Source organism: Symbiopectobacterium sp., from assembly GCF_047692315.1.
Taxonomy (GTDB): domain Bacteria; phylum Pseudomonadota; class Gammaproteobacteria; order Enterobacterales; family Enterobacteriaceae; genus Symbiopectobacterium.
In genome coordinates this window covers 60896-85948 of the sequence record NZ_JBLLJS010000029.1, presented here as the reverse complement: position 1 = coordinate 85948, position 25053 = coordinate 60896, and the positions used below count along the sequence as shown (strand labels likewise).

Here is a 25053-nt window from a genome sequence, read left to right as displayed (position 1 = left end):
AACCTGTTAATGAACTTCATCGGTACGCCGTGGTTATGGGGCAGCTTCGCTGTCATCGTTATCGCCATGCTGGCGGTAGACCTGCTCTATCAAGGGCGTAAGGGTGCCATCACCATGACATTTCGCCAGGCTGCCGCCTGGTCATTGATCTGGGTTACGCTGTCGCTCGCCTTCAACGCCGGATTCTGGTGGTATCTGAGAGGCACGCTCGGCGTGGAAATCGCCAACACGCAAGCACTTGCTTTCCTTACCGGCTACCTGATCGAAAAAGCCCTCGCCGTCGATAACGTCTTCGTCTGGTTGATGCTGTTCAGCTATTTCTCCGTTCCCGCTCAGTATCAGCGACGTGTGCCGGTTTATGGTGTGTTGGGAGCCATCATACTGCGTACACTTATGGTGTTCGGCGGAAGTTGGCTGGTTACCCAGTTCCAGTGGCTGCTCTACGTATTCGGCGCATTCCTGCTCTTCACCGGCCTGAAAATGGCATTTGCCAAAGACGACGGCGGCGATCTCGGCGACAAACCGTTAGTACGCTGGCTGCGCGGGCATCTGCGTATGACGGACACCATTGAAAACGAACGTTTCTTCTTGCGGCGTAACGGCATTCTGTATGCCACCCCGCTGTTTTTAGTCTTGATTCTGGTTGAAATCAGCGATGTTATCTTCGCCGTTGACAGCATCCCGGCGATTTTTGCCGTCACCACTGACCCGTTCATTGTGCTGACATCCAACCTGTTTGCTATTCTGGGTCTGCGCGCCATGTATTTTCTGCTGGCCGGTGTGGCAGAGAAATTCTCACTGCTCAAGTATGGTCTGGCCTTTATTCTGGTGTTTATTGGCACCAAAATGATGCTGATCGATCTGTTCCATATCCCTATCGCCATCTCTCTGGACGTCGTGGCCAGTATTCTGGTCATTACCATGCTGATTAACCTGTGGGTTAATCAGCGCGCTGATCGCTAAGCCGCTTATCGCCTCCGTAAAGGAGGCGATTTATGGGCGACCCGCCTCACAAAATTGTGTGCCATTACTTTTTTTAATGACTCTTTTCCCTATACTGCTCTGCGCAAACACTTTGTTATAGGTTATGAAAAAAAACCCATTGCATTATCCAGAGGTTTTCATCCTGCAACGTGCTACCACACAACCCTTATAATGTTACGGAACGGGAACACCGTCTATTTTATGAAAAATACTTACTCTGCTGTTTTCCGCTATATAGTGCGAGGCAGCCTGGTGCAACAAATCGTTGTCGGGCTGGCTCTAGGTATTATCCTCGCATTGTTATCCCCCTCCGCCGCCCTTGCCGTCGGTCTGCTGGGTACATTGTTCGTTGGAGGATTGAAAGCTGTCGCTCCTGTATTGGTGCTGGTTCTGGTGATGGCCTCCATCACCAATCATCAGCAAGGACAAAAAACCAATATTCGCCCCATCCTGATCCTCTATGGCATCGGCACCTTTTCGGTCGCTCTGGTCGCTGTGGTGTTGGGCTTTTTGTTCCCCACCACGCTCACTTTGAGTGCACAGTCTGCCGATATCGTGCCGCCAGCGGGTATTGTTGAGGTGCTGAAGGGGTTACTGATGAGCGTGGTTGCTAACCCGATTCATGCGCTGATCAACGCTAACTATATCGGTATTCTGGTGTGGGCAGTCGGTCTTGGTATCGCATTTCGTCACGCGTCACCTTCCACCAAAGCCTTTATCAACGATGCATCGGATGCGGTTACGCTACTGGTGCGCACCGTTATTCGTTTTGCGCCGCTAGGGATTTTTGGCCTGGTTTCCTCTACGCTGGCAGAAACTGGCTTTGACGCACTGTGGGGTTATGCTCATCTGCTAACTGTGCTGGTCGGCGGCATGCTGATCGTGATGTTTATCATCAATCCACTGATTGTATTCTGGAAAATTCGCCGCAACCCGTATCCGCTGGTGCTGACCTGCCTGCGTGAAAGCGGTATTACCGCCTTTTTCACGCGCAGTTCTGCCGCGAACATCCCAGTGAATATGGAGCTGTGCCGCAAGCTGAATCTGGATGAAGACACCTATTCCGTCGCCATCCCGCTGGGAGCGACCATTAATATGGCGGGAGCAGCGGTGACCATCACCATCCTGACGTTGGCTGCCGCGCATACGCTGGGGATCCACGTCGATATGCCTACCGCTCTGCTGCTCAGCGTGGTCGCTGCCATTTGCGCCTGTGGCGCTTCCGGTGTTGCAGGTGGATCGCTGCTGTTGATCCCGCTGGCGTGCAGCATGTTTGGCATCGCCAACGACGTTGCCATGCAGGTAGTTGCCGTCGGCTTTATCATCGGTGTGATCCAAGACTCGGTGGAAACTGCGGTTAACTCCTCCACGGATGTGATCTTTACTGCGGCGGTGTGTGATGCGGAAGATGCCAAGCTGGCGGAGAAAGAGCGGCTAAATCTGCTGTAAGACAACGCGTTTCCCTCATCTTCAGCCTGAAGGTGAGGGAATACGGGTGGATGCCGACATTAACGGGACTATGTTTCAGCCCGGAAAGGGTCCAGTCCTCGTTTCTGCATGCGCCAAAAACGAATGATATTGTAACCATTCAGAACCAGAAACGTGCCTTCAATCAGCGAACCACCGATTGAGCCAAGCCACACGTTATGTATCACCCAGTATAGAGTCGCACACCAGATGACGCAGCGTGTCGTCAATCCGCTGGTGCGGAACAGCGCCCAAGTACTGATCAGCGTACCAATGATCGGCAGCAGTTCAACCGCATGCTTAAGGCCGGAAAGCCCAAACACCAGCGTCAGAATAATAAAGGCAAACATCACAACAAGGTTGTGGGTGCGCGTGGCAATCACCGTTCGTCCGGCATTAAGCAGTACGCTGGCGCCCGCAGCATTAGCCCCCATCAAAAAGAAATGGATACCGATAATGGCGCTGTAGAGGGAAAGCTGTAGTTTGAATTTGCGATCGTCACGGTAAAAAAATACGGTAATCCCCACCAGGAAGGCAATCGCCCCCACTGCCTGAGCAAACCAATAGCTCGTCATGATCTGTGCCTTGGGAAAAGGAGTGGTGAAAATAGATGAAACGGCGCAAATAAATAGAACGCCGTTTCATTTTAATTAAAAGCAGGAGGTTTTACAACGTTACGCCACTTTTAAATATCGCCAGTTCGCGGAAATCATTGATCTCGTTTTTCGCCAGCTTCTTACCATCAGCAATTTGCACGATCATGTCCACAAATTGGGTCAGCAGATCGTCCATTTCCACCCCATGAATCAGACGACCAGCATCAAAGTCGATCCAGTGCGGTTTCTTCTGTGCCAATTCGCTGTTGGTTGCCAGTTTCACCGTAGTACAAAGCCGCCGTAAGGCGTCCCACGACCGGTACTGAACAATACCATATGACAGCCGGCTCCCGCCAGGGCACTGGTTGCCACAGCATCGTTACCCGGTGCGCGCTGAGCAGGTTTAACCCCGGTGTATGCAAACGCTCGCCATATTTAAGCACATCCACCACTTTGCTCTGCCCCGCTATCTGGGTACAGCCGAGTGATTTCTCTTCCAGCGTGGTGATACCACCGGCCTTGTTACCCGGCGAGGGATTCTCATAAATCGGCTGGTTGTGCTCGATAAAGTACTGTTTGAAGTCATTGACCATGTGGACTGTTTTTTCAAACGTCGCTTCATCGCGGCAGCGGCTCATCAGAATACGTTCTGCGCCGAACATTTCTGGTACTTCTGTCAACACGGTGGTGCCACCGTTCGCGATCATGTAATCCGAGAAACGTCCCAGCAACGGGTTAGCGGTAATGCCTGACAAGCCATCCGAGCCGCCGCATTCCAGACCAAACTTGAGCTCGCTCAGCTTGCCCGGGACGCGTTTGTCGTTACGCATCGCTTGATACAAGGCATGCAGACGCTCCAGCCCCGCTTCCACTTCATCATCCTGCTGTTGGCAGATCATGAACGTGACACGTTCTGCGTCATATTCACCTAACGTGGTGCGAAAGGCATCTACCTGATTGTTTTCACAGCCAAGGTCAATCACCAACACGGCCCCGGCATTGGGGTGGCGCACCATGTTTTGCAGCATGGTACGGGTGTTTTCGTGGTCTTGTCCTAACTGTGAGCAACCAAACGGATGGGTAAACAGGTAAACCCCGTCAATCCCCTCAGCATTATTGGTTTCTTTCAGGAACCGGGTCTGAATCTGACGCGCAATGCCGTTAACACAGCCTACAGTCGGCAGGATCCACAGTTCATTACTCACCCCGACATCGCCATTTTTACGACGATAGATCTGAACCTCACGATCTGCCATCTGTTCCGGCAGCGTCATGAATTCCGGCTGGTACTGATACTCATCCAGATCGCTCAGATTGGTCTTGGCATTCTGCGAATGAATATGCTGCCCCGGCGCGATAGCCACTAACGCATGGCCAATCGGCAAGCCGTATTTCACAATCATCTCGCCCGGCGCAATGTCGTAAAGCGCAAATTTGTGTCCGCGCGCGACCGGCTGCGGCAGCGTCACCGTGACGCCACCTGCCTCTACCGTTTCACCTTGAGCAACATCACGCAAAGCAACGGCCACATTATCCAGTACGTGGATTTTGATGATGCTTTGCATCGATAAATCTTCAGCCATTAACAATACCCTTCTACTGCCGCTCTCAACGATCGCTTGCAGTTGCTGCGTAACCTGTTCTACCAATCCCGGCACCTTCGTCATATCCTGCTCCCAGTGATCCGCATCGCCGAGAACGGTGGTAACCAGCGTTTGCAGCGAGGTGGTGCGATCGTTGACGCTGTGCCACAGGGTGCTATAGCGTTCCAGCCAGTGAGCGTCATCTTGCAGCGGATAGGCTTCCCCGTTGCGATCGCCGCGATAGAAGGCGATCAGTGCGGCCAACGCAAAAGTCAGGCGCGCAGGCAATTCCCCTTTTTGCTCACGATAGGTAAGCAGTTGCGGCAGAATACGGGTGCGGAATTTTGTCATGCCGTTCAAGGCAACGGATAACAGCTGGTGCTGAATAAACGGGTTACGGAAACGGCTCAGCACCGCTTGTTCAAAAGAAGTCAGCTCATCGTGCGGCAGATCCAGCACCGGGACGATCTCTTCGGCAATGGTTTTTTCCACAAAGCTACTGATTTGCGCGTCATTCATGGATTCACCCACGGTATCCAGGCAACAGGCACCAGCGCGGTGTGCGCACCGTTCAGAATGGCGACTTTGCGCTCTTTGTAGGGCTTGATATCGTCAACAATGCGGATATTCAGGTCCAGTTTGTCAAGACGCAGTTCCTGCTCCAGCCATTGCGGCCCTTGAATCACAAACAGGTAGAAGTATTCAGCGGTATCCCAGAAGGTATCCTGGTAGCCCATTTCTTGTTGCAGTGCTTCCACTTCGGCACGCGGATACCCCGTTACAATACGGTCAACCAGCGTGGAGCAGAAGGTGTTATGTTCGTTGAGCCAGGTCACAAAGGCCTGCGGCAATTCCCACTGCGCAGCACCAGTTCTTTCAGTGCAACGCCGTTATAATCGATAAGTTCACACGGCAGCAGCACCCAACCTTTGTCGGCAGCGCCGTTGAAATGGTTGAAACGCTCGAACAGCAGGCGTGTCAGTTTTGCCGGATAGCTTACAGGCGGCGTATCGGTCAAACGATCTTCAGCGTGATAGCTGATGCTCGCTTCGGTAGTGTTGGAGAACACGAAGCGAATATTGGCATCGTGTACCAGCGCCAGATATTCGTCAAACTGACGGTAAATGTTGATTTCACGGTTAACAGAACGGAGCAGGCGCGGTTCACGCACTGCTTCGCCCCGCTCATTCAAACCGCGAATGATCGTGGTATACAATCCATCCTGAGTATCTAATGAAGGCGGAAAATCGATATCAATCGGACGAACGATCACCACACCCGCATCCAGATCGGTATGTTCGTTCAGCAAATCCAACTGCCAGTCAACGAACGCGCGCAAAAAGTTACCCTCACCGAATTGGATGATACGATCAGGGTGCTGACGACCAGGGAAGTCACGACGATTCAATGTTTGCATTAAGAAGCTACCTCAGGACAGGAAGTGCGATCGGGGTCAGGTTGTTACCGCCCTGTCACCTTGCCCACGGTCTTATAATTCGATGGCGAAATAGTTTTTAGCGTTATCGAAACAAATGTTTTTCACCATGTCACCCAGCAGGTTGATATCTGCCGGTGCTTCGCCGTCTTCTACCCAGCGACCGATCATCTGGCACAGGATACGACGGAAATACTCATGGCGAGTGTAAGACAGGAAGCTGCGGCTGTCGGTCAACATGCCAACAAAGCGGCTCAGTAGGCCCAACTGCGCCAGCTGTGTCATTTGACGCTGCATGCCATCTTTCTGGTCGTTGAACCACCAGCCAGAACCGAACTGCATTTTGCCCGGCATATCTTCACCCTGGAAGTTACCGATCATGGTGCCCAGCACTTCGTTATCGCGCGGGTTCAGGCAGTACAGAATAGTTTTCGGCAGCAGATTTTCTTCATTCTGCTTGCTCAGCAGGCGAGACAGTTCTTGTGCCAGCGGACGGTCATTGATGGAGTCAAAATCCACGTCCGGCCCCAGCAGTCTAAACTGACGCAGGTTGTTGTTACGCAACGCACCAATGTGGTACTGCTGCACCCAGCCATACCGACACTGCGGTTTTAAACTGCGCCACTTCCAGATCGCTAAGTGCTGCCCCACCCAGACGACGAGACAGAATGCCATCAAACGTCGCTTCATCGGCTTCGGCAAAGCGTGGTCAGAAACCTTACAGCCGTGAGCGGCAAAGTGATCCAAACGTTTGGTCAGCGCGGCCTGCAAATCGCTGAAACGACGAATATCGGTATCAGACACTTCGCCCAGTTTCGCCATGTAGTCATTGAAGGTGGCCAACTCGATGTTGAAGGCCTTGTCTGGACGCCAGCTCGGCAGTACTTTCACGTTGAAGCTGCCATCAGCAGCGATAGCTTTGTGATGACGCAGATCGTCAATCGGATCGTCGGTGGTGCCGACCATCTTCACATTCATCTGCTACATGATGCCGCGCGCGGTAAATTCATCACGCTCCAGCAGGGCGTTACAGCGATCCCAAATCTCTTTTGCTGTGCCCGGCGACAGCAGCGTACCTGTTACACCAAACGGGCGGCGCAGTTCCAAATGCGTCCAGTGGTACAACGGGTTACCGATGGTGTGTGGCACCGTTTCTGCCCAGGCAGAGAATTTTTCCCAGTCACTGGCATCACCGGTACAAAGACGCTCCGGCACACCGTTGGTGCGCATGGCACGCCACTTGTAGTGATCACCTTTCAACCAGATGTCATACAAATTTTTAAAGCGATAGTTTTCTGCAATTTGCTCAGGCGGCAGGTGGCAATGGTAATCAAAAATAGGCTGGTCAGCCGCATAGTCATGATACAAACGACGAGCAAATTCGCTGTCTAACAGAAAATCTTCGCTAAGAAACTGGGGCATACTGTTCTTCCTCACCGTGCGCTCAGGCACAACATTGGCCTTTGTTGAAAGATATCACACCAATTATGCTTGATATCTCATATCATTAGTGAGGTCATGATCGCAAAAATTCACTTGCCTGGCAAATTGGTCAGGACACCGCGCAACAAGCTCTCAACAAGGGCCGATATCGAACAAATTTTAGCAATTCCGCATAAAAAATAATGGCTTTGTGATATCACTCAACTTTAAAAGTTGAGTGATAAATTATTGTAGCGCCGTCTTGAACCGGTATTCAATCTCTATTCCATTCCCAAGAGAAAAAATCCTGGTCCAAATCAAAAGCAAGTTTCAAGAGAGCAAAAGGCGAGCAAGGCGCTCTTATCGATGCGTCTTGCCGCCTTACTAAAAGTAAGCGCACATGACGCCACAAACATGCTCCGTTACTGAAACCCTGCAATTGCGCCCTTCTGGGAGGTGCGCTAGCCAACCTTGTTGGCTAAACACAACACCGGTTGTTAGCACACAGCTAGCGGCACGGTGTTATTTTTTTGACTCGGAGAGAAAACACAAATGCGTAAAATCAAAGGGCTACGTTGGTATATGATCGGGCTGGTGACCATTGGCACCGTCCTCGGTTACCTGACACGTAATGCTATCGCCGTTGCCGCCCCGACGTTGCAAGATCAATTATATATCACGACACAGCAATACTCCTACATCATTGCTGCCTATTCCGCCTGCTATACCGTTATGCAACCCATCGCCGGTTACGTACTGGACTTGTTGGGCACCAAAGTCGGCTATGCCATGTTCGCCATCCTGTGGGCCATTTTCTGTGCCAGTACGGCAATGGCAAACAGCTGGCAGGGTCTGGCCATTTCACGCGGTTTGGTAGGCATGGCAGAAGCCGCCATGATCCCTGCGGGCCTGAAAGCGAGCAGTGAATGGTTTCCGGCCAAAGAGCGTTCCGTCGCGGTGGGTTATTTCAACGTAAGCTCCTCGATCGGTGCCATGATCGCACCGCCGCTGGTGGTTTGGGCGATCGTGATGCACAGTTGGGAAATGGCCTTTATCATCACCAGTGCCTTGAGCATGGTGTGGGCGCTGTGCTGGCTCGCTTTTTATAAGCACCCGAAAGACCAGAAAAAACTGACCGATGAAGAACGCGATTACATCCTGAGTGGTCAAGAATCACAGCATCAGGCTGATAACGGTAAGAAAATTTCTGCCTGGCAGATCGTGCGCAACCGTCAGTTCTAGGGTATCGCACTGCCGCGTTTTCTTGCTGAACCGGCCTGGGGTACCATCAATGCCTGGATCCCGCTGTTCATGTTCAAGGTCTATGGCTTCAACCCGAAAGAAATTGCCATGTTCGCCTGGCTGCTGATGCTGTTTGCTGACCTAGGTTGCGTACTGGGCGGCTACATGCCAATGCTGTTCCAGAAGTATTTCAAAGTGAACTTGATCGTTTCTCGTAAAATGGTGGTCACGCTGGGTGCGGTACTGATGATTGGCCCTGGGATTATCGGCCTGTTCACCAGCCCCTACGTCGCCATCACGCTGCTGTGCGTGGGCGGATTTGCGCACCAGTCGCTGTCCGGCGCACTGATCACGCTCTCTTCTGATGTGTTCGGCCGTAACGAAGTCGCTACCGCCAACGGGTTGACCGGTGGTGCCGGTTGGCTGGCAAGTACCCTGTTCGCGCTGGTGGTTGGCGCACTGGCAGATACTATCGGCTTTGGTCCGCTGTTTGCCGTACTGGCAGCCTTTGACGTACTGGGTGCCATTCTGATTTGGGTTATTCTGCAAAACCGTCCTGCGGTAGAAGTAGAAGAAGCCGCAACGCTGGAGACGGCACAGCAGCATTAATTCACTGCCTGTCTCGCTGCTTAACCAGCTTTGATGCCCGATAACCGTGGTTATTGGGCGTTTTTATTGCAGGCTGATAATGCATAACTGTGACCTTGATGTTGGTCGGCTTCACGAATAAGTGGTATAATAAATCTCGACGCGATGGTTTTATCAGCCTTTTTTCGCCCTTGTGGTGAGGTTGCGGCGCAGGAAAGTCGCAAGGAAAGGATCCCTATTTACGGACCGTCATCTATTAAAGAGCAAAGATATGGCACTCACTGAGCCCCGTCGACTATACCAACAGTTAGCCGCAGAACTTAAACAGCGCATCGAAAGTGGTGTTTATCTTGTCGGCGAGAAGTTACCCGCCGAACGCTACATTTCAGAAGAGATGAACGTCAGCCGCACTGTAGTGCGCGAGGCGATCATCATGCTGGACGTGGAAGGCTACGTCGAGGTGCGCAAAGGCTCAGGCATTCATGTCATTTCCAATCAGCAAAGTCACCGGGTGCCAAGCGGAGGCGATATCGAGTTTGTCACCGCCGGACCGTTTGAGCTGTTGCAAGCACGCCAGTTAATCGAAAGCAATATTGCTGAATTCGCGGCCACTCAGGTGACTCGTCAGGACATTGTCCAACTGATGGAGATCCAGGAATATGCGCGTCAGGAAGACCGTTTTCGTGATTCCGAGTGGGATCTGAAGTTTCATATTCAGGTCGCGCTGGCCACACAGAACTCCGCCATGGCAACTATCGTGGAAAAAATGTGGAGCCAGCGGATACATAACCCCTATTGTCTCAAATTGCACGAACACATTGACGACCGCTCAATCGAAAGCTGGTGCGAAGAGCACGATCAAATCCTTAAGGCGCTGATTCGCAAAGATCCCTACGCCGCCAAACTGGCGATGTGGCAGCACCTGGAAAACACCAAACAGATGCTGTTTCGCGCCACCACCGATGACTTCGAATTCAACGTTGACCGCTATATGTATGTTTGCGGAAAATCCAGTCGTGCATCTTGAGCCGATTACCGTGCACAAATCCTGACCACACGAACAAAAAAACCTGTCGCCTCTGTCTCTCAACAGAGGCAAAAACCTCTGAAAACACCCGCTTGTGTCAGAAAATGTAAAATCGGGCGCAAAAAAACCTTTTCTCTCAAATAGCAGCGATAAATCTCACATTTTCCTGCGATAATTCCCTATCTCAACCTTTAGGCTTTTGTTACAGTTAGAGGCTCTTTTTTACGCTTAATCCGCTGTTTTCCGCTTTACTGCCGCCAAGACGCAACAAAACAGGTTCGTCAAGTGAAAAGGATTAAGCCATTGAGATATGTGAACATAGGTATGTTCTACTATAACAGCGCTCACCATAGCGAGCCGGTGTACATAATGACCCTTGCAGTCGGTGCAGTTCATCGCCGATGGGCCACGTAGCATGCTGTTGTGTTAGGAATACCGAATGGAATTAATTAAAGAACTTGTTAATGCACTTTGGCACCAAAATTTCGATATTCTCGCCGACCCAAAACTGGTTTGGACACTCTATTTTATCCTGTTCATGATCCTGTTTTTGGAAAATGGTCTGTTACCCGCGGCCTTTCTGCCCGGAGACAGCCTGCTGGTATTGGTGGGCGTGCTGGTTGCCAAAGGCACAATGAATTATCCTTTTACCATTGCGCTACTCACTACTGCCGCCAGCCTTGGCTGTTGGGTGAGCTATATTCAAGGGAAATGGCTGGGTAATACCCGAGTGGTGCAAGGCTGGCTCTCTCATCTCCCCGCGCACTACCACCAGCGCGCACATTTGTTGTTCCACCGTCATGGATTGTCCGCGCTACTGATTGGCCGTTTTCTGGCTTTTGTTCGCACTCTACTGCCCGCCCTTGCCGGATTGTCAGGGCTGGACAATGCCCGATTTCAGTTTTTCAACTGGATAAGTGGATTGCTGTGGGTTCTGATTCTGGTTTCGCTCGGGTTTGCGATAGGTAAGACGCCCGCTTTCATGAAGTACGAAGATGAGCTCATGTTTTGCCTGATGATGCTGCCACTGGTGCTATTATTTGTCGGTCTGTTCGGTTCACTGCTAGTCTTATGGCGCAAGAAACGCACCGACAATGCAGAAAAAGGGAACTAACGTGTTATTTTGCTGGCGTTATCTGAAAGCAACCTGGCGCATGATGATTCTGGTGATGCTGCCGATTCTCCTGCTGACTCAGACTCCAGGCCGTCAGCAGGATGAAACGCTGCTGCACATTTTTCCTCACCATCAGGGCGCCCCGCTCCCTGATGGTTTTTACGTTTACCAGCGTCTCAATGAGCGCGGTATCGCTATCAAAAGTATTACTCCTGCGCAGGACAGCCTGATTGTCAGACTGGCTTCATCGGAACAGACCTTTGCCTGCCGCGCGTGAGGCGCTTCGTTCCTCATTTCCGCAGGCAAAAATCATCACTCAGCAACCGCCCAAACCGGTTCCTTTTTGGCGGCAAAAGCTGACTCAAAAAACCTCTACACTCGGGTAAGGATGATATGAAAAAACTCACTGCTATTAGTGGCATTTTTATCGCAAGCCTGGCGTTCTCAGCAACGACTGCGTATGCCGCCGACGCAAAGGCCCCCCCGCAGGCACCTGTGCGGCCAAAGCCTATGATATCGAACAGCAGCTGGCGCAGGCTCGTCAGCACCGTAACACAGGCCAGATTCAAGGTCTGGAAACTGCGCTGCGCAGTGTGCAAACTCACTGTCAGGATGATGACCTGCGTGTCAAACGTCAGCAAAATCTGGCTGAGAAACAAGCAAAAGTCGCGGAGCGAGAAGCTGAATTACGCGAAAGCCAACAGTCCGGTGCAGATGCGGACAAGATCCAAAAACGTCAGAAAAAACTCGCAGAAGCCCAGCAAGAGTTGCGTGCAGCCGAGCAGGAGATTGCCGCCGCCAGCGGGCAATAATCCATCAAATTCCGCTTGTCTTGGTGCCCGCCCAACACATGTTCACGGGCAGACGTTGAGCCCGTTTTATTGAATTACTCAGCGCTTATAGCAGCTTATCAGAATTATCTCTTCTCTCTTATCCGTTCCAATTGTAAAAGTTGAGCTATAGTTAATATTCCTTATTTATCGTAAAGGAGTTAATCATGGCTAAAGACCAACAATCTGAACTGTTGCGCAATGAGTTGAAATCACTGGCTGATACCCTGGAAGAAGTCTTGAACTCGTCGAGCGATAAATCCAAAGCGGAATTGGAAAAACTACGCAGTAAAGCGGAAAGCGCGCTGAAAGACACACGTTCACGGTTGAGTGAAACCGGTGAACGCATCGTTAACCAGACCAAAGAAGCTGCCGATTATGCCGATGATTATGTTCGGCAGAACCCGTGGACCTGCGTGGGTATCGGTGCTGCGGTAGGGGTTGTGCTGGGCGTTTTGCTCGCACGCCGCTGATTGACTGGCGTTCGGTAATTTTTTATGGCCGATAAACTGTTATGACCGAAAAACAACGACAGGGCGTTATTTGGGGGCTGGAGCCAGAGCACCGTTTGTTGGCATTGGCCTGGATCACCGCCGTTCTGCTTGGCCTGGCACTGGTGATTGGCCTGTGGACATTACTAAAAGCTCGCCGAGCCACGCTGCTAAAAGCAACGCTCAAAGAACTCTTAACGGACAGAACGCTGCTGGAGGAAGAAGATAAATGAATCGTCGGCAGCGCCGGGAAGAAAAAGCCCGGCTTTTGCGTCAAATAAAACAACAGCGTATTGATGTGGTTGCTGAAAGAAGGGTTTGGCTGGATAAAACTGCCTCATACGATCGCTACTGGCTGCGCATCATGGCCTGGCGTCACTACTGGCTTCTTGCTTCTGGTGCTGCCGCCCTGTATGGCGCACGCCACCCTAACCGGCTGATTCGTTGGGCCAGACGCGGCATTGGTCTGCTGGGAACATTAAAACTGCTGCACAAAACGCTGTCTCCTCGCTAAGCAACGCGGATTGTTGGTACATATTCAGATTTTCTGAAAAAAAACAGACAATTTAACTCGCTGGAATCCAAGTCATTTCCCTCATAGTATTTGCTCCATACCGGATGTGCAGATGATATCCCCAGAGATATCCTGCGATAGAACGGCATACAGCCATGTTGCCTGACACCATTTCCCTTGGAGACAAATGATGAAAAATTTAGAAAATACTGCGCTGCTTATCGCTCGCATCTTTATGCCCATCCTGTTCATCGTGGCGGGTTACGGCAAACTGGGTGATGCTTATGCGGGCACCGCGCAATATATGTAGGCCATGGGCGTTCCGACTTTTCTGCTGCCGCTGACAATCCTGCTGGAGTTGGTTGGCGGTCTGGCGGTGCTGTTCGGTCTTCTGACCCGCACCGTGGCGATTTTCACTGCTGGATTCACGCTGCTTACTGCCCTGCTGTTTCACACTAACTTTGCAGAAGGCGTAAACCAGTTGATGTTCCTGAAGAACCTGATCATCGCAGGAGGCTATCTGCTGCTGACAGTAACGGGCCCGGGCGCGTTCAGCATCGACCGTATTTTGAATAAAAAGTGGTAATACCGTTAGATTGATGCCAACACCAGGCATAACCCTCGCACCAGCGGCGCGGTTCTCTGCGACCTGGTTTTTACATTGATAACGGAGGACCTATGGGACAGTTGATCGATGGCGTATGGCACGATACCTGGTATGACACCAGCAAGACGGGCGGTCACTTCAAACGTACCACCTCACAATTTCGCCACTGGATAACGCCAGATGGCGCACCGGGCAGCACGGGCGAAGGCGGATTCGAAGCGCAGCCCAATCGCTATCACCTCTATGTTTCTCTCGCCTGCCCCTGGGCACACCGCACCTTGATCATGCGCCAGCTTAAAGGGCTACAGGAACACATCGGCGTCTCCGTGGTGCATCCACTGATGTTGGATCATGGCTGGACTTTCGGCATTGATTTTCCCGACACCACTGGTGATTCCCTCTCTCAGCACGAATTTCTCTATCAGCTGTATCTGCATGCCAACGCCGATTACAGCGGACGCGTTACTGTCCCCGTGCTGTGGGATAAAGAACGCCACACCATTGTCAGCAATGAATCCGCCGACATTATCCGCATGTTCAATTCGGCGTTTGATGGCATTGGGGCAACGCCTGGCGATTACTACCCGCCAGCGCTTCAGACTGACATCAATGCGTTAAACGAGTGGATTTATCCAACTATTAATAACGGTGTGTACAAAGCTGGATTCGCTACCTCACAAAGCGCGTATGATGAGGCAGTCAATAGCGTATTTGACGCTTTGGATTCGCTGGAAACCCGCCTGGCGCAGCAACGTTACCTGACTGGCAACCAGGATATTCGTCTGTGGACGACGTTACTGCGCTTCGATCCGGTTTATCATACCCATTTCAAGTTCGACAAACGTCGACTGACTGACTACCCGAATCTGTTTGGCTTCCTGCGCGATATTTATCAAATCCCCGGCATTGCGGACACCGCGAACATCGCGCATATCCGCCATCACTACTATCGCAGCCATGGGACGATCAATCCGCACGGCATTATTTCTATTGGGCCTGAGTGCGATCTGGACGCACCGCACGGGCGCGACAAGATTAACTAGCGAGCGACAAACAGTGTGGGGGCGAACGTTGCATCACGCCTGGTTCAACACTTTGGGCAGTTCGCGCAAGAACCAGAATTTTGCTTCGCCCATGCTGTCACGACGTCAGGCCATAATAATCTGGCTCTCCATGGAATATTCCGGGCTAACCACGCGCAGGCGTCCTTCGGCGATATCCTTGGCAACCATCGGGTAAGGCATGGTGGCGACACCCAACCCAGCCAGCAGCGCACGACGTTTATCATCGATAGAACTGACCGTTAAACGCTGCTGCTTATCCAACAGTTGCACAGTTAATACCGGCCGTTCACGGGCGGTGTCCGCTACGGCAATCCCGCGATACTTAATGCGCGTCACATCCGACAGCGGCTCAGGTTCCTGATGAATAGGATGATCCGGGCTGGCAACGTAAACGTTGTTCATGGTGTATAGCTTGCGCGTATTCACTTCGGAAGAGGCGCTAAAGTGCATGTCAGGCGCAATCACGATATCAGTTCGCCCCTGCTCCAGACGCTCCCAGGCACCCGCCAGCACCTCCGTCAGCAATAAAACCTGAGTATTGGCCTTTAGCGCCAGCTTATCCAGCAAGGGAAACAGTTTCTCGGTGGGGATCAACGCTTCCACCACGATGGTGATGTGCGTTTCCCAACCACGAGCCAGTGCTTCCGCATCGGTGGTGAGTTTGTCTGCCGCTTCGAGCAACATCCGCCCCACATTGGTAAATTTAGTGCGGTGCCCTGAGCGATCAAAAAGCACGACATCGAGCCCTTCTTCCAGCTTCTGCATGGTATAGCTCAGCGCCGACGGCACGCGCCCCAGCTCATCCGCCGCCGCTGCAAAGCTGCCACGGCGATCGATGGCGTCCATCACTCGCAGCGCTTCCAGCGTTAATGCCCGTTCTTTTGCCATTTATTCACTCATTCAGGAATTTTGAATATACCCACCAGATTAACTAGCTAACAATCCAACGTCCACACAATTACTATTTGTTTAGTATAATTTTTGAGGCGCAGAACCATGATCATATGCAGAACAGCGGAACAGTGCGGTCAAGCTGACTACGGCTGGCTGCAAGCGCGCTACACCTTCTCCTTCGGCCATTATTTCGATCCCGAGTTATTAGGCTTTGCCTCGCTACGCGTGCTGAACCAGGAAGTGCTTAAGCCTGGATCAACGTTTCAGCCACGCACCTACCCGCAGGTCGATATTTTAAATATTCTTTCGCAAGGTGAAGCGGAATATCGCGACAGTAACGGCGGGCATATCCGCGCGAAAGCGGGCGACGTCCTATTATTAGCCGCACAGCCAGCAGTAAGCTATAGCGAACACAGCATTAGCGATGAAACGCCGTTGACACGTTTGCAGTTGTGGTTCAATGCCTGCCCTTCACGGGAAAACAGCGCGCTGCAACGGCTTACCCTGTGCGATTCAAAGATCAAACTGCTCGCCTCGCCGGAAGGTGAAAACGGCAGTCTGCAACTCCGTCAGCAGGTTTGGGTACATCATCTGCAATTGGACGAGGGCGAGCAACACACCTTTACGCTCAACGGCAACCGAGCCTACTTTCAGGTGATTCACGGTGCAATGGAAGCCATGACGCCGCAAGAGAAAGCAACAACATTGCAGTGCGGAGACGGCGCATTCATTCAGCAGGAAAAACAGCTGACTATCCGTGCCAAAGCCCCACTACGCGCGCTGCTTATCGATCTGGTCGCCTGAAGCGCTTTCTCGGTGCTTTGATGGATTATCACAGCGCGATCCGCGCCTTACATGGTAAGATGAAAGAAGTGTTCATCATCATGCGGTAGGATCATGCCAATGGATTCAAGCGACCAAGACAAACTCCTTGCCCAGGCGGAAAGCATTTGCCAGCAGCGCAATGTACGCTTTACGCCACAGCGACTCGAAGTGCTTCGGCTGATGGCACAGCAACACGGCGCCATCAGTGCTTACGATCTGTTGGATCTGCTGCGCGCCTCAGAACCGCAAGCAAAACCGCAAGCAAAACCGCCAACCGTATACCGCGCACTCGATTTTCTGCTAGAGCAAGGGTTTATCCATCGCGTTGAATCCACCAACAGCTATGTCATGTGCCACCACATTGAAGAGCATAGCCATACTTCAGCGCTGTTCATTTGCGATCGCTGTGGACAAGTTGCGGAACGTCAGACGGAAGGGATTGAGGCGATCCTTCAGCAGTTGGCGCAAAGCGCCAATTTCACGCTCCGCCACAGCGTGGTTGAGGCACACGGCCTGTGTGAAGCCTGCCAGGAAGTGGCTGATTGCCGCGAACAAGGGCACTGCCACCACGACCATTCAGTGCCCATCAAGAATGCGAAACCTGGTCGTTGAGTCTGACGTCCCGAAACGCCACACCGACAAAGGCTTTCCCTTGAGAGAAACGCCCTGTCGGCTAACGGCGGTCAGCTCCACTCGCCGTTGCGGATAACGCCGACAGCCAGTCCTTCAATGGTGAAGCTCTGCTCGCGTAAATCAACCACGATAGGAGAAAATGCCTCATTCTCCGCCAGAAGATGCACTATGTTCCCTTGATGTTTCAAGCGCTTAACGGTCAATTCATCTTCAATGCGCGCCACGACAACCTGACCATTGCGCACCTCTTGCGTTTTATGTACCGCCAGCAAATCACCGTCCAGTATACCGATATCTTTCATCGACATACCGCTGACGCGCAGTAAAAAGTCTGCGTGCGGTTTAAACATCGCCGGATCGACCTGATGGTGGCACTCGATGTGCTCTTGCGCCAGCAGAGGTTCACCGGCAGCAACGCGACCAATCAGCGGTAGGCCAGCATTTTCGTCTTCCATCAACAAGCGGATCCCGCGTGATGCGCCAGAGACGATTTCAATTACGCCTTTACGCGCCAGCGCCTTCAGATGCTCTTCCGCCGCGTTAGGTGAGCGGAAGCCCAGCTGCTGGGCAATCTCGGCACGCGTTGGCGGCATGCCGGACTGCGCAATATGATCGCGAATCAGATCATAGACCTGCTGCTGTCTGGTAGTTAATGCTTTCATCCCGCCCCCTGGTTGTTTATACAGTTTATCTGTGAGTATATGCAGGTCATCGCAGCTTGGGAATCACAGAGAGACAAATACCTGCGTTTTTATGACCTTTACCCCGAAATCATGCTGAAATCATCCCAGTACCAGAGGCCACAGAATGCTTACCCAGACAACGGCCGCAAAGACCAAGGCCACAAACACCGCAGCCGATCCAATATCTATCCTTTGCACGCCCCGACAGCTCGTGGTAGTCCGTTCCCACACGATCCACCACTGCCTCTATCGCGCTGTTGAGCAGTTCCATCAGCACCACCACGCCGATCAACAGCAGCCGCTCCAGCAATGACACCGGCAACCAACACGCCACCACCAGCAGCATAAGCTCTTGCCGAAACGCGGCTTCGTGCTGCCATGCCTGTTTCAGCCCTTTGAGGGAATACCCGGTTGCTTTGATAATTCGGGTCACTCCGGTAGCCTTGTTCATGTTTTCTCACCTGTTTATCAGAGATTTTTTGCAATTTTCCCGTAACACCGTTGTCTCACACCACAGATCTCCCGTGTACTTTCTGGTATCCTTGCGGCGCATTGCTACTCAAGAGGCTTCTGGTTGTTATGTCCGGCTGGCGTAAAATTTACTATAACTTACTGAATTTACCACTTAAATTGTTAGTGAAAAGCAAGATAATTCCTAACGACCCTGTGGCGGAATTAGGGCTTGATCCATCTCGCCCCATTCTTTATGTGCTGCCTTATAACTCACAGGCGGATTTACTGACGCTGCGCGCAAAATGCCAGGCGCTGGATCTGCCCGATCCGCTGGAACCCACGGAAATTGACGGTGTATCACTGCCGAGCCACGTGTTTATCAACGATGGCCCGCGCGTATTCCGCTATTACACACCGAAGCAGGAATCCATCAAACTGTTCCACGATTATCTGGACCTGCACCGCAACAATCCCTATCTCGATGTGCAGATGGTGCCGGTTTCTGTCATGTTTGGCCGCTCTCCGGGTCGTGAAGGACAGCACGGTGCCACACCGCATCTACGCCTGCTGAACGGCGTCGAGAAGTTTTTCGCCGTGCTCTGGCTGGGACGCGACAGTTTTGTACGCTTTTCCAGTATCGTGTCGCTGCGTCACATGGCAACCGAACACGGCACTGACAAAACCATAGCCCACAAACTGGCCCGTGTCGCTCGCATGCACTTTGCCCGCCAACGCCTTGCGGCCGTGGGGCCGCGTTTGCCAGTACGCCAGGAGCTGTTCCACAAGTTGCTGGACTCGAAGGCGATCAAAAAAGCGGTTGAGGATAAGGCGCGCAGCAAGGAAATCTCCCATGAGAAAGCGCAGCAAAATGCCATCGCACTGATGGAAGAGATCGCTGCTGACTTCTCCTATGAAGCCGTGCGGCTGTCCGATCGCATTTTGAGTTGGACCTGGAACCGGCTTTATCAGGGTATCAACGTGCATAATGCCGAGCGGGTGCGCCAATTGGCGGAGGACGGCCATGAACTGGTCTACGTGCCTTGCCACCGCAGCCACATGGACTATCTGCTGCTCTCCTATGTGCTTTATCATCAGGGTCTGGTGCCCCCGCATATTGCGGCAGGCATCAACCTGAACTTCTGGCCAGCAGGCCCGATTTTCCGCCGTCTGGGTGCTTTCTTTATTCGCCGTACCTTCAAAGGCAACAAGCTCTACTCCACCATTTTCCGTGAATATCTCGGCGAGCTATTCTCTCGCGGCTATTCCGTTGAGTACTTTATGGAAGGTGGTCGTTCGCGAACCGGTCGTTTGCTGGAGCCCAAGACCGGCACGCTGGCCATGACCCTTCAGGCGATGCTGCGCGGCGGCACGCGACCGATTACGCTGGTGCCCATTTATGTGGGTTATGAGCATGTGATGGAGGTCGGCACCTATGCTAAAGAACTGCGCGGTGCCACCAAAGAGAAAGAAGGTTTCATGCAGATGGTGCGTGGGTTACGCAAACTGCGCAATCTGGGGCAAGGCTATGTGAATTTCGGCGAGCCGCTGTCGCTGACGCCTTACCTCAATCAGCATGTTCCTCAGTGGCGCGAGGCTATCGATCCCATTGAAGCACAGCGCCCGACCTGGCTTACGCCGACAGTGCAGGATATTGCCGATATCATCATGGTGCGTATTAACAATGCCGCAGCGGCAAACGCCATGAACCTGTGTTCCACGGCACTGCTGGCATCACGTCAGCGCGCACTGACGCGTGAGCAAATGCATGAGCAGTTGGATTGCTATTTACAACTGTTACGCAACGTGCCATACAGCAAAGATGTCACCGCACCGAAAAGGACGGTGCCAGAGCTGCTGGAACACGCACTGGCAATGAACAAATTCGAAGTCGAACAAGACAACATTGGCGACATCATTATTCTGCCGCGTGAGCAGGCCGTCTTGATGACGTATTACCGCAATAACATCCAGCACTTGCTGGTGCTGCCCTCCATGATCTCCAGCATTGTCATGCACCGTGGGCGGATCACGCCGGACGAGTTAGCACGTCAGATGTTATTGATTTATCCGCTAATTCAAGCCGAACTGTTCCTGCATTTCAGCAAAGAAACCCTGCCTGCCGTCATTGAAACATTAACCGCAGAGCTAGTGCGCCAGGAGCTGATTGTCGTCAAGCAAGACTCGCTGGTGCTGAATCCGCCACGCATCCGTACACTTCAACTGCTGGCCGCCGGTGTGCGGGAAACCTTGCAACGCTACGCCATCCCGCTTGCATTACTCGGTGCTAACCCGGAAATGAACCGTGGCACACTGGAGAAAGAGAGCCGCAATATGGCCCAGCGTCTGTCTGTGCTGCATGGCATTAACGCACCAGAGTTCTTTGATAAGGCGGTGTTCTCAACTCTGGTCGCAACGCTGCGTCAGGAAGGCTATATCAGCGATAGCAGCAGCGTGGATACACGCAATACGCTGGAGCTCTACCGTATTCTGAGCGATTCGATCACACCGGAAGTCAGGTTGACGATTGAAAGCGCCAGTACGCCTACCAGCGCAGAACCCGAAGAAGAAAAACAGGAAGTGGCAGAAGAGTAGTTTTACGCTACGGTACCAGGTCTTGCCGCTTTGCTCCGGCATCACATGCGATCATCACATGCGATGTGTGATGCCGGGTCATTTCACAGCCCCAGCACGATCCCCGCAAACAGCACCATGCCCACGTAGTTATTGTTGTGGAAGGCTCGGAAACAGGCATCACGCTCACGCCCGGATGTCAGCCATTGCTGATAACCGAACAAGCCAGCCGCCATAAATACCGTGATGTAAAATGCCGCGCCCAGCTTCATCTGGATACCTAACACCACCATCAACGCCAGCATGCTCGCCTGTAACAAGCCGATGATCAACGTATCAAAGCGCCCAAACAAAATCGCGGTGGATTTAATGCCAATTTTGAGGTCATCATCGCGATCGACCATGGCATATTGCGTGTCATACGCCACAGTCCAACAGATGTAGGCCAAAAACATGATCCAGGCGCTCCCGGGCAGGGATTCGCTTACAGCAGCATAAGCCATGGGAATTGACCAGCCAAATGCGGCACCTAACACGAACTGCGGCAGACGGCTAACGCGTTTCATAAAGGGGTAAATCCATGCTAATGCCAACGCCGCTACGGAGAGCCAAATGGTCATGCGGTTCAGGGTCAGCACCAGAGCGAATGCCATCAGCACCAGAACCACAAACAGCACTTTTGCCGATTGTTCGCTCACCAGACCGTTAGGTAACGGGCGAGACGCGGTACGCTTCACATGACCATCAAAATGGCGGTCAGCATAATCATTGATCACACATCCCGCTGCACGCATCAGAAATACGCCCGCGACAAAAACCAGCAGCGTCCACGGCTGCGGCACCCCGCCGCCCGCCAGCCATAAAGCCCAGAGGGTTGGCCAGAGTAGCAGCAGGGAACCTATCGGTTTATCAATACGCATTAACCGACAGTAAGCGCCCCATTTTCCCGCTGTCATACTTCGTTCCAACGTTATTTCTCCTTAACGGTTACCCCCGTCAACACCTGGAAAACCATACACAGGGGACGAGGGCAAAAACAATTCGGTCAGCAATATTGGCTGATTTGACAGACACAAACGGGATCGCCGAGCCCACAGGTTTTCACAGCGCCCGATATGAATGTAATCGCGTTGCAGGGAATCCTGCTTGAACAAATAGTGCCCGAGCGGTGTATCGCCAATCGTTGTCAGCGCCGAAACAGACGTCTCAAGCGCTGAAGGAGGAATCAAGGTTCTGGCGGCCAACCAAGGCTGCCCATCACCGTATATAATCACATCACGCAACCAATAACGCTCGCTGTCAGGCAACTCGCGCTTTTCATCACCCAGCATGTCGGCAGTAACATAGTCATTATAGTACGGCACTACCGTCAACTGTGTGCAATGTCGTTCCAGCCGCTGCGTCATTGAACCGGTCTCTGTCAACCAGGTATCTACAGGGGATGGCAACGCCATCGGTGTTTCTTTTAACCAATCGGTCGCGTGCAACCATTCTATGGTGCGCAGCAATGCTAACGCTGCATCGGACATATCCCTACTCCAATGGTGGCGGTTAATGCATGACAATGGTCATCGATACTGCTCCGATATGCCGTGCTTTCATCATTCACGCCAGTGATTTCAGTATTGTTGGTCTGGTTTGGTGAAGAGCATAACGCGGCACCTATTGTAGCGCAGAAACGTCACGCCTTGGCACACCCAGCCACCGTTGGGTGCGTAATATGATAACATTTTTTTAATCTTTGACAGCGCATTGGCAAAATTTGATCGCCGTTTGCTCAGAAAAACGACATAGAAGAGGCATAAAAAAACACTATCTGGCGAAATACCAGATAGTGTTCGTGTTGGGTCTAAAAGCGTGTGAGTGCTATCAATCCAGACATCAGCACTGTGTACTCATGCCTGGCGTTGATTACATCATACCACCCATACCACCCATACCACCCATACCGCCAGCAGCGCCTAAGTCGGCTTTATCATCTTTCGGCAGCTCGGTCACCATACATTCGGTGGTGATCATCAGGCCAGCAACAGATGCAGCGTATTGCAGTGCAGAACGGGTGACTTTGGTCGGATCCAGAATACCCATGTCGATCATGTTGCCATAGGCTTCTGTTGCCGCGTTGTAACCGTAGTTACCTTCACCTGCCTTTACGTTGTTAGCCACAACGGACGGCTCTTCACCGGCATTTTCAACGATTTGACGCAGTGGTGCTTCCATGGCGCGCAGCGCAACACGGATACCCACGTTCTGATCTTCGTTTTCAGCCTGCAGTTCGCGAATGGCATTGGCTACGCGAATCAGCGCTACGCCACCACCTGCAACCACGCCTTCTTCAACAGCAGCACGGGTTGCGTGCAGCGCATCTTCAACACGTGCTTTCTTCTCTTTCATTTCGACTTCAGTCGCCGCGCCAACCTTGATAACTGCAACGCCGCCCGCCAGTTTGGCTACGCGTTCTTGTAGTTTTTCGCGATCGTAATCGGAAGTCGCATCTTCGATCTGCTGACGAATCTGGCCAACGCGACCCTGAATAGTCACTTCGTCACCCGCACCATCGATGATGATGGTAGTGTCTTTGTTGATCACAACGCGTTTTGCCTGACCCAGATCTTCCAGCGTGGCTTTTTCCAGCTCCAGACCGATCTCTTCAGAGATAACAGTACCGGCAGTCAGGGTAGCGATGTCTTGCAGCATCGCTTTACGACGATCGCCAAAGCCCGGTGCCTTCACGGCAGCAACTTTAACGATACCACGCATGGTGTTAACTACCAGCGTAGCCAGCGCTTCGCCTTCAACATCTTCTGCGATGATCAGCAGCGGTTTGCCTGCTTTGGCAACGGCTTCCAGCACCGGCAGCATTTCACGGATGTTGGAGATCTTTTTGTCAGCCAGCAGGATGAACGGGCTTTCCAGCTCAACAGAACCAGTTTCCGGTTTGTTGATGAAATACGGGGAGAGGTAACCGCGATCGAACTGCATCCCTTCCACGACGGCCAATTCATCTTGCAAGCCGGAGCCTTCTTCCACGGTGATAACGCCTTCTTTGCCCACTTTTTCCATGGCTTCGGCGATCAGTTTACCCACAGTGTCGTCGGAGTTGGCAGAGATGGTACCCACCTGAGCAATGGCTTTGGTATCAGAGCAAGGTACAGAAAGTTTTTTCAGTTCTTCAACAGCGACGATAACGGCTTTATCGATACCGCGTTTCAGATCCATCGGGTTCATACCCGCAGCAACGGCTTTCAGACCTTCGTTTACAATAGCCTGAGCCAGTACGGTTGCAGTGGTAGTGCCGTCGCCCGCAGCGTCATTCGCTTTGGAGGCAACTTCTTTTACCATCTGGGCACCCATGTTTTCGAACTTGTCTTCCAGTTCGATTTCACGCGCTACGGACACACCATCTTTGGTGATGGTCGGTGCACCGAAGGATTTGTCCAGAACCACGTTACGGCCTTTCGGGCCCAGAGTCACTTTTACTGCGTTTGCCAGAACATTCACGCCGCGCAGCATTTTTACGCGCGCGTCATTACCGAATTTTACGTCTTTAGCTGCCATGGTGTATTTCCCTTAAATTCTTTCAGTTCAGATGATTACGCTTCAACAATCGCCAGGATGTCGCTTTCAGACATGATCAGGACTTCTTCGTTGTCGATCTTCTCGGCCTTCACGCCATAGCCATCATTAAAAATGACAATATCGCCAACTTTCACATCCAGCGGTTTCACGTCGCCATTTTCCAGAATGCGGCCATGACCGACAGCCAGTACTTCACCACGGGTGGATTTGGTCGCAGCAGAACCGGTCAGAACGATACCGCCAGCAGATTTGGATTCGACTTCTTTACGCTTGACGATTACGCGGTCATGCAATGGACGAATTTTCATTGATAGCTCTCCTTTGAGAAAGTCCATATCAGTTTTGGATTAACACCGGGTACGCTTTCGTACCCACCTTGTGAATTTCTAAGTGGGGACGATTCGCTTCCCTTCAAGGGAAAAAAAGATATTTTTTTACGAATGTAATGAAA

At 52.1% G+C, this 25053-nt stretch carries 17 protein-coding genes and 9 pseudogenes; 15 read left to right on the top strand and 11 right to left on the bottom strand.

Going from position 1 to position 25053, the window contains the following annotated elements:
• Positions 1–9 precede the first annotated feature (9 nt).
• Together ACMZI0_RS18545 and sstT are read left to right on the top strand one after the other, a co-directional pair.
• Positions 10–963, top strand: coding sequence for a TerC family protein (locus ACMZI0_RS18545; RefSeq protein WP_415674064.1), 954 nt, complete (start codon positions 10–12; stop codon positions 961–963).
• Between the two features lie 222 nt (positions 964–1185).
• Complete coding sequence (gene sstT, locus ACMZI0_RS18540; RefSeq protein ID WP_415674063.1) at positions 1186–2433, top strand: serine/threonine transporter SstT; 1248 nt, start codon at positions 1186–1188, stop codon at positions 2431–2433.
• A gap of 68 nt (positions 2434–2501) precedes the next feature.
• On the opposite strand, the gene ACMZI0_RS18535 is transcribed toward sstT, so the two are convergent.
• The 4 genes and pseudogenes from ACMZI0_RS18535 to ACMZI0_RS18520 all read right to left on the bottom strand — a co-directional run bounded on the left by ACMZI0_RS18535 (position 2502) and on the right by ACMZI0_RS18520 (position 7487).
• Positions 2502–3026 (bottom strand): YgjV family protein, encoded by a 525-nt coding sequence (locus ACMZI0_RS18535; RefSeq protein WP_415674062.1) that lies wholly within the window; start codon positions 3024–3026, stop codon positions 2502–2504.
• 91 nt (positions 3027–3117) lie between these two features.
• A pseudogene (locus ACMZI0_RS18530) lies at positions 3118–4612 on the bottom strand (UxaA family hydrolase).
• A 30-nt stretch (positions 4613–4642) separates the two neighbouring features.
• Positions 4643–6047 (bottom strand): annotated as a pseudogene (locus ACMZI0_RS18525) (tagaturonate reductase); the annotation flags it as partial.
• 72 nt (positions 6048–6119) lie between these two features.
• Positions 6120–7487 (bottom strand): annotated as a pseudogene (locus ACMZI0_RS18520) (glucuronate isomerase).
• Positions 7488–8039: 552 nt separating this feature from the next.
• Here ACMZI0_RS18520 and ACMZI0_RS18515 point away from each other — a divergent pair.
• The 10 genes and pseudogenes from ACMZI0_RS18515 to ACMZI0_RS18470 all read left to right on the top strand — a co-directional run bounded on the left by ACMZI0_RS18515 (position 8040) and on the right by ACMZI0_RS18470 (position 14943).
• Positions 8040–9338, top strand: a pseudogene (locus tag ACMZI0_RS18515) (MFS transporter).
• A gap of 250 nt (positions 9339–9588) precedes the next feature.
• Positions 9589–10369 (top strand): annotated as a pseudogene (exuR, locus tag ACMZI0_RS18510) (transcriptional regulator ExuR).
• A gap of 414 nt (positions 10370–10783) precedes the next feature.
• On the top strand, positions 10784–11458 hold the full coding sequence (locus tag ACMZI0_RS18505; protein ID WP_415674061.1) for a DedA family protein: 675 nt from the start codon (positions 10784–10786) through the stop codon (positions 11456–11458).
• Between the two features lies 1 nt (position 11459).
• Entirely contained in the window at positions 11460–11735 is a 276-nt protein-coding gene (gene mzrA / locus ACMZI0_RS18500) for an EnvZ/OmpR regulon moderator MzrA (protein WP_415674060.1), read from the top strand.
• 217 nt (positions 11736–11952) lie between these two features.
• A pseudogene (locus tag ACMZI0_RS18495) lies at positions 11953–12270 on the top strand (DUF1090 domain-containing protein); the annotation flags it as partial.
• 185 nt (positions 12271–12455) lie between these two features.
• Entirely contained in the window at positions 12456–12761 is a 306-nt protein-coding gene (locus tag ACMZI0_RS18490) for a DUF883 family protein (protein WP_415674059.1), read from the top strand.
• Positions 12762–12802: 41 nt separating this feature from the next.
• Complete coding sequence (locus ACMZI0_RS18485; RefSeq protein WP_415674058.1) at positions 12803–13012, top strand: hypothetical protein; 210 nt, start codon at positions 12803–12805, stop codon at positions 13010–13012.
• The gene (locus ACMZI0_RS18480; protein ID WP_415674057.1) at positions 13009–13293 is read left to right on the top strand and encodes a YqjK-like family protein; all 285 of its coding nucleotides are present in this window, start codon (positions 13009–13011) and stop codon (positions 13291–13293) included. Before ACMZI0_RS18485 ends, ACMZI0_RS18480 begins: the two co-directional genes overlap by 4 nt.
• A 190-nt stretch (positions 13294–13483) precedes the next feature.
• Positions 13484–13879, top strand: a pseudogene (locus tag ACMZI0_RS18475) (DoxX family protein).
• Between the two features lie 92 nt (positions 13880–13971).
• Positions 13972–14943 (top strand): glutathione S-transferase family protein, encoded by a 972-nt coding sequence (locus tag ACMZI0_RS18470; protein ID WP_415674056.1) that lies wholly within the window; start codon positions 13972–13974, stop codon positions 14941–14943.
• A gap of 33 nt (positions 14944–14976) precedes the next feature.
• Here ACMZI0_RS18470 and ACMZI0_RS18465 read toward each other — a convergent pair.
• A pseudogene (locus ACMZI0_RS18465) lies at positions 14977–15852 on the bottom strand (LysR family transcriptional regulator).
• Between the two features lie 108 nt (positions 15853–15960).
• Here ACMZI0_RS18465 and ACMZI0_RS18460 point away from each other — a divergent pair.
• Both ACMZI0_RS18460 and zur read left to right on the top strand, forming a co-directional pair.
• On the top strand, positions 15961–16662 hold the full coding sequence (locus ACMZI0_RS18460) for a pirin family protein (protein ID WP_415674055.1): 702 nt from the start codon (positions 15961–15963) through the stop codon (positions 16660–16662).
• A gap of 99 nt (positions 16663–16761) precedes the next feature.
• Complete coding sequence (zur, locus tag ACMZI0_RS18455) at positions 16762–17295, top strand: zinc uptake transcriptional repressor Zur (RefSeq protein WP_415674054.1); 534 nt, start codon at positions 16762–16764, stop codon at positions 17293–17295.
• Positions 17296–17366: 71 nt separating this feature from the next.
• On the opposite strand, the gene lexA is transcribed toward zur, so the two are convergent.
• Together lexA and ACMZI0_RS18445 are read right to left on the bottom strand one after the other, a co-directional pair.
• Positions 17367–17978 (bottom strand): transcriptional repressor LexA, encoded by a 612-nt coding sequence (lexA, locus tag ACMZI0_RS18450; protein WP_415674053.1) that lies wholly within the window; start codon positions 17976–17978, stop codon positions 17367–17369.
• Positions 17979–18098: 120 nt separating this feature from the next.
• Positions 18099–18450: pseudogene (locus tag ACMZI0_RS18445) on the bottom strand (diacylglycerol kinase).
• A 128-nt stretch (positions 18451–18578) separates the two neighbouring features.
• Here ACMZI0_RS18445 and plsB point away from each other — a divergent pair.
• Positions 18579–21044 carry a glycerol-3-phosphate 1-O-acyltransferase PlsB gene (plsB, locus tag ACMZI0_RS18440; protein WP_415674052.1) on the top strand — a complete coding sequence of 822 codons (2466 nt, stop codon included), beginning with the start codon at positions 18579–18581 and terminating at the stop codon, positions 21042–21044.
• A gap of 83 nt (positions 21045–21127) precedes the next feature.
• Here the strand turns inward: plsB and ubiA are convergent, their stop codons facing one another.
• From ubiA to ACMZI0_RS18420, 4 genes are all read right to left on the bottom strand, one after another.
• Positions 21128–21991, bottom strand: a complete 864-nt coding sequence (gene ubiA / locus ACMZI0_RS18435) for a 4-hydroxybenzoate octaprenyltransferase (protein WP_415674051.1) — start codon at positions 21989–21991, stop codon at positions 21128–21130.
• Between the two features lie 12 nt (positions 21992–22003).
• A complete protein-coding gene (gene ubiC, locus ACMZI0_RS18430) occupies positions 22004–22552 on the bottom strand; it encodes a chorismate lyase (protein WP_415674050.1) in 549 nt (182 codons plus the stop codon).
• 382 nt (positions 22553–22934) lie between these two features.
• Positions 22935–24581: a chaperonin GroEL gene (gene groL, locus ACMZI0_RS18425; RefSeq protein ID WP_415674049.1), complete on the bottom strand. Its 1647-nt coding sequence runs from the start codon at positions 24579–24581 to the stop codon at positions 22935–22937.
• Positions 24582–24616: 35 nt separating this feature from the next.
• Positions 24617–24910, bottom strand: coding sequence for a co-chaperone GroES (locus ACMZI0_RS18420; RefSeq protein ID WP_415674048.1), 294 nt, complete (start codon positions 24908–24910; stop codon positions 24617–24619).
• Positions 24911–25053: the final 143 nt, after the last annotated feature.